This window comes from Streptomyces sp. PA03-1a (assembly GCF_033792805.1).
In the GTDB taxonomy this organism is placed as follows: domain Bacteria; phylum Actinomycetota; class Actinomycetes; order Streptomycetales; family Streptomycetaceae; genus Actinacidiphila.
The window spans coordinates 1-5,623 of record NZ_JARAVO010000383.1; the positions used below are offsets into that span (position 1 = coordinate 1).

Here is a 5,623-nt window from a genome sequence, read left to right on the forward strand (position 1 = left end):
GACGACGACGGGGGCGGGCCCGGGGTCAGCCCTCGAGCTTCGTGACGTCGCGGACGGCGCCCTTGTCGGCGCTGGTGGCCATCGCGGCGTACGCCTTGAGGGCCAGGGAGACCTTACGGTCGCGGTTCTTGGGGGCGTAGACGCCGCCGAGGGCGGCGCGGCGCGCGGCCAGTTCCTCCTCGGGGACGAGGAGTTCGATGCTGCGGCCGGGGATGTCGATGCGGATGCGGTCGCCGTCCTCGACCAGCGCGATCGTGCCGCCGGACGCCGCCTCGGGGGAGGCGTGGCCGATGGACAGGCCCGAGGTGCCGCCGGAGAAGCGGCCGTCGGTGACGAGCGCGCAGGCCTTGCCGAGGCCGCGGCCCTTGAGGAAGGAGGTGGGGTAGAGCATCTCCTGCATGCCGGGACCGCCCTTGGGGCCCTCGTAGCGGATGACGACGACGTCGCCCTCCTTGACCTCCTTGCGGAGGATCTTGTCGACGGCCTCCTCCTGGGACTCGCAGACCACGGCCGGGCCCTCGAAGGTCCAGATGGACTCGTCGACGCCGGCGGTCTTCACCACGCTGCCGTCGACGGCGAGGTTGCCGTGGAGCACGGCCAGGCCGCCGTCCTTGGAGTAGGCGTGCTCGGCGGAGCGGATGCAGCCCTCGGCGGCGTCGAGGTCGAGGGCCTCCCAGCGCTCGGACTGGGAGAAGGCCTCGGCGGAGCGGACGCAGCCGGGGGCGGCGTGCCAGAGTTCCTCGGCCTCGGCGGAGGGGGAGCCGCCGCGCACGTCCCAGGTCTTGAGCCAGTCGGCGAGCGACGGGGAATGGACGGAATGGACGTCCTCGTTGAGCAGGCCGGCCCGGTGGAGTTCGCCCAGCAGGGCGGGGATGCCGCCGGCCCGGTGCACGTCCTCCATGTAGTACGTGCGGTTCTTCGCGACGTTGGGCGCGACCTTGGCCAGGCACGGCACGCGCCGGGAGACGGCGTCGATGTCGGTGAGGCCGAAGGGGACGTCCGCCTCCTGGGCCGCGGCCAGCAGGTGGAGGATCGTGTTGGTGGAACCACCCATGGCGATGTCGAGGGCCATGGCGTTCTCGAAGGCCTCGAAGGTGGCGATCGAGCGCGGCAGCACGGACTCGTCGTCCTGCTCGTAATAGCGCCGGGTGATGTCGACGACCGTGCGGCCGGCGTCCTCGTACAGCGCCTTGCGGGCGGTGTGGGTGGCCAGGACCGAGCCGTTGCCGGGCAGCGACAGGCCCATCGCCTCGGTGAGGCAGTTCATCGAGTTGGCGGTGAACATGCCGGAACACGAGCCGCAGGTGGGGCAGGCGTTCTCCTCGATGCGGAGGATGTCCTCGTCGGAGATCTTGTCGTTGACGGCGTCGGCGATCGCGTCGATCAGGTCGAGGGTGCGGACGGTGCCGTCGACGAGGGTGGCACGGCCGGCCTCCATGGGGCCGCCGGAGACGAAGACGGTGGGGATGTTGAGGCGCAGGGCGGCCATCAGCATGCCCGGGGTGATCTTGTCGCAGTTGGAGATGCAGATCAGCGCGTCGGCGCAGTGCGCCTCGACCATGTACTCGACGGAGTCGGCGATCAGGTCGCGGGAGGGCAGCGAGTAGAGCATGCCGCCGTGGCCCATGGCGATGCCGTCGTCGACGGCGATCGTGTTGAACTCGCGCGGCACGGCGCCCGCGGCCTTGATCGCCTCGCTGACGATGCGGCCGACGGGCTGCAGGTGGGTGTGCCCGGGCACGAACTCCGTGAAGCTGTTGGCCACCGCGATGATCGGCTTGCCGATGTCCTCGCTCGCTACGCCCGAGGCGCGCATGAGGGCGCGGGCGCCCGCCATGTTGCGGCCGTGGGTGACTGTGCGGGACCTCAGCTCGGGCACGGGGACCACTCCCTACGTTTCCATCTCGGAGCCTTCGAGCGTACGCCCCCGGTCGTGGTACGCGGCGGTGTGTCCGTATTGCGGACGGCGAGTCCACCGTGTGGATGGCGATCCGGTACCGGACACGACAGGTCCGCAGCGGGCCGGCGACAGGGCGCTCTCCCCCATTGTCGACCCATCTGCCATGCGGGCGGCTCACCCCGTGACGGGCCCGGGATCGGTCAGATAGCGCTGGAGGGTCGGCGCGATGAGGGCGATGACGTCCTCCATGTCCGCCGACGCCAGCGGCTCGAGCTTGATGACGTAGCGCATCATCACGATGCCGATCATCTGGGCGCCCGCGAGTTCCGCGCGGAGCCGGGGGTCGGGGACCTTCAGCTCCGACGCGACGCGCTCCAGCAGCCGCCGCAGGACGATGCCGCGCAGCACGCCCGCGGCGGTGTCGTTGGTCACGGCGGAGCGGACGATCGCCAGCATGGGGGCCCGGGAGACCGGGTTCTCCCAGATGGCGACGAAGAAGCGCGCCAGGCGCTCGCCGACGCCCTCGGGGCCGGTCGCCAGGACGTCGGGGACGCCGAAGGCGGCCTCGAAGCTCAACTCGATGGAGGCTTCGAAGACCTGCTCCTTCGCCCCGAAGTAGTGGTGCACCAGCGCCGGGTCCACGCCCGCGGACTTGGCGATGGAGCGGATCGAGGTCTTGTCGTAGCCGCGGGCGGAGAACTCCTGCCGGGCCGCGGCGAGGATCAGCTCGCGGGTCTCGGCGGTGCCCGAGCGGCTCCCGGCGGGGCGGCCGCGGCCGCGCCTGCCGGTCCCGTCCTCGGGAGCCATCAGCGCACCCGCGCGGCCGCGGCGAGGTGCAGCCGGGTGAAGGCCAGCGCCTCGGCGAGGTCCGCCTCGCGCTCGGCGGCCGACATCGCGCGCCGGGTGTTGACCTCGATCACCACATGGCCGTCGAAGCCACGTGAGGCCAGGCCCTCCAGCACCTCCGCGCAGGGCTGGTTGCCGCGTCCGGGCACCAGGTGCTCGTCCTTGCCGGAGCCGCTGCCGTCGGCCAGGTGGACGTGACCGAGCCGGTCGCCCATGCGGTCGAGCATCTCCAGCGTCCCGGTCCTGGCCGTGGAGGTGTGCGAGAGGTCGATGGTGAAGTGCCGGTAGTCGTCCTTGGTGGGGTCCCAGTCGGGGGCGTAGGCGAGCATCTCCCGGTCGCGGTAGCGCCACGGGTACATGTTCTCGACGGCGAACCGGACGTCGGTCTCGTTCGCCATCCGCCAGATGCCGGCGACGAACTCCCGCGCGTAGCTGCGCTGCCAGCGGAACGGCGGGTGGACGACCACGGTCGAGGCGCCCAGCTTCTCCGCCGCCGCCTGAGCGCGCTGCAGCTTCACCCAGGGGTCGGTCGACCACACCCGCTGGGTGATCAGCAGGCAGGGGGCGTGCACCGCCAGGATGGGGATGCCGTGGTAGTCCGACAGGCGGCGCAGCGCCTCGATGTCCTGGCTGACCGGGTCGGTCCACACCATCACCTCGACGCCGTCGTAGCCCAGCCGCGCCGCGATCTCGAAGGCCGTCGCCGTGGACTCGGGGTAGACCGAGGCCGTGGACAGCGCGACCTTCGCGTCCGGTACGCGCACGGTGTGTCCGTTCGGGTCCACAGGGTCAGGGGCTGCCACGGGGAACAGCGTACGGCGGCCGGTCGGCCCGACGGCACATCGCACCCGGCCGACGTGACGCGATCGACACGCGGGGCGGAGCGGCGCGGCGCCCGCACGGCGACGGACGGCGTGCGCCGCGCTCAGCCCCGGTCGCTCGTCATCAGGTCGAGGCGCCGCAGGATGACGCCCTCGCGCAGCGCCCACGGGCAGACCTCCAGCTCGGCGACCCCGAACAGGTCCATCGCCGCGTCCGCGACCAGCGCCCCGGCCAGCAGCTGGCGGGCCCGGCCCTCCGACACGCCCGGGAGGGCCCGGCGGGCGCCCTCCGTCATGGCGGCCAGCCGCGGCACCCACTCCGCCAGCGCCTTGCGGCTCAGCGTGCGCTGCACGTACAGGCCCTCGGCGGAGCGGGCCGCGCCCGCGATCCGGGCCAGTTGCTTGAAGGTCTTGGAGGTGCCCACCACGTGGTCGGGTCCGCCGAGCCGGCTGAACTCCGCCACGGTGCGGGCGATCTCGGCGCGCACGTGCTTGCGCAGGCCGCGCACGTCCTCGGAGGTGGGCGGGTCGCCGGGGAGCCAGCCGCTGGTGAGCCGGCCGGCGCCGAGCGGCAGGGAGACCGCGGCGTCCGGGTCCTCGTCCATGCCGTAGGCGACCTCCAGGGAGCCGCCGCCGATGTCCAGCATGAGCAGCCGGCCGGCGGACCAGCCGAACCAGCGGCGGGCGGCGAGGAAGGTGAGCCGTGCCTCGTCCTCCCCGGACAGCACGGTCAGGGCGACCCCGGTCTCGGCGGCGACCCGGGCGAGCACCTGCTCGCCGTTGGCGGCCTCGCGCACCGCGCTGGTGGCGAAGGGCAGGACGTCCTCGACGCCCTTGTCCTCGGCGACGACCAGGGCCTCGGCGACCTGGGCGACCAGCCGCCGCACGCCGTCCTCGCGGATCGCGCCGTCCTCGTCCAGCAGCTCCGCCAGCCGCAGCTCCGCCTTGTGGGAGTAGGCGGGGAGCGGACGCGCGCCGGGGTGCGCGTCCATGACCAGAAGGTGGACGGTATTCGAACCCACGTCGAGGACACCGAGTCTCATGCCCGGAACGCTACTGCGCCGCGCCTTGACCGGGGACATGCGGGGTATGGGCACCTGCGCGGGTGACCACTGGAGGAGCTTCACATGCTTACCCTGACATCGTGGCGAAGGTGAAAAAGGCGACGAAGCGGCAGCATCACCCGGACGTGTCGGACGAGGTCGGGCTCGATTTCCCCCGCGCGTGGGTCGAGTTCCCCGATCCGGCCGACGAGGAACAGGTCTTCCGGTGCGACCTGACGTGGCTCACCTCACGGTGGAACTGCGTCTTCGGCCGCGGCTGCGAGGGCATCCAGGCGGGCCGGGCCGACGACGGCTGCTGCACCCTCGGCGCGCACTTCTCGGACGACGACGACGAGAAGCGCGTCGCGGGGCACGTGGAGCGGCTCACCCCGGAGCTGTGGCAGTTCCACGGGGTCGGCGAGGAGGACGGCTGGGCCGAGGTCAACGAGGACGGCGACCGGCAGACCCGGCGGCACCAGGGCGCCTGCATCTTCCTCAACCGCCCCGGCTTCCCCGCGGGCGCCGGCTGCGCCCTGCACACGCTCGCGCTCAAGGAGGGCCGCGAGCCGCTGGAGACCAAGCCGGACGTGTGCTGGCAGCTGCCGATCCGGCGGACGTACGACTGGGTGGACCGGCCCGACGACACGCGCGTGCTGATGATCTCGATCGGCGAGTACGACCGGCGCGGCTGGGGCCCCGGCGGTCACGACCTGCACTGGTGGTGCACGGGCGCGCGGTCCGCGCACGGCGCGGGCGAACCGGTGTACGTCTCGTACCGGGCGGAGCTCACCGAGCTGATGGGGCCGCGGGGCTACGACCGGCTCGTCGAGCTGTGCGAGCAGCGGCTCGCCTCCCTGCTGCCGATGGCGCCGCACCCCGCCGACCCGGTCCCGGGCTCCCGCGGCGGGGATCAGGGGCCGGACGGGGACGAGGACGCCTAGTCGTCGCCCTGGTCGTCGCCCTGGGCGGAGGACGGGGAGGCCGAGGGGCTCTGGCTCGGCGGGTCGCTCGGT

5 protein-coding genes are annotated in these 5,623 nt (G+C 72.7%); 1 reads left to right on the forward strand and 4 read right to left on the reverse strand.

What is annotated here, in order from left to right; translation table 11 throughout:
- Positions 1 to 25: 25 nt before the first annotated feature.
- From ilvD to PV341_RS43480, 4 genes are all read right to left on the reverse strand, one after another.
- The gene (ilvD, locus tag PV341_RS43465; RefSeq protein WP_500330162.1) at positions 26 to 1,879 is read right to left on the reverse strand and encodes a dihydroxy-acid dehydratase; all 1,854 of its coding nucleotides are present in this window, start codon (positions 1,877 to 1,879) and stop codon (positions 26 to 28) included.
- Positions 1,880 to 2,074: 195 nt separating this feature from the next.
- On the reverse strand, positions 2,075 to 2,707 hold the full coding sequence (locus PV341_RS43470; RefSeq protein WP_500360784.1) for a TetR/AcrR family transcriptional regulator: 633 nt from the start codon (positions 2,705 to 2,707) through the stop codon (positions 2,075 to 2,077).
- Positions 2,707 to 3,510, reverse strand: coding sequence for a sugar phosphate isomerase/epimerase family protein (locus tag PV341_RS43475; protein WP_500330252.1), 804 nt, complete (start codon positions 3,508 to 3,510; stop codon positions 2,707 to 2,709). Before PV341_RS43475 ends, PV341_RS43470 begins: the two co-directional genes overlap by 1 nt.
- A gap of 161 nt (positions 3,511 to 3,671) precedes the next feature.
- Positions 3,672 to 4,610, reverse strand: a complete 939-nt coding sequence (locus PV341_RS43480) for a Ppx/GppA family phosphatase (protein ID WP_500330166.1) — start codon at positions 4,608 to 4,610, stop codon at positions 3,672 to 3,674.
- 101 nt (positions 4,611 to 4,711) lie between these two features.
- Here PV341_RS43480 and PV341_RS43485 point away from each other — a divergent pair, with 101 nt between their 5' ends.
- Positions 4,712 to 5,551, forward strand: a complete 840-nt coding sequence (locus PV341_RS43485) for a DUF3109 family protein (protein ID WP_500330168.1) — start codon at positions 4,712 to 4,714, stop codon at positions 5,549 to 5,551.
- Positions 5,552 to 5,623: the final 72 nt, after the last annotated feature.

Bases quoted from the DNA above. Each gene is read 5' to 3' on its own strand.
- PV341_RS43470 (WP_500360784.1), bottom strand. From the start codon at position 2,707: ATGGCTCCCGAGGACGGGACCGGCAGGCGCGGCCGCGGCCGCCCCGCC.
- PV341_RS43480 (WP_500330166.1), bottom strand. From the start codon at position 4,610: ATGAGACTCGGTGTCCTCGACGTGGGTTCGAATACCGTCCACCTTCTG.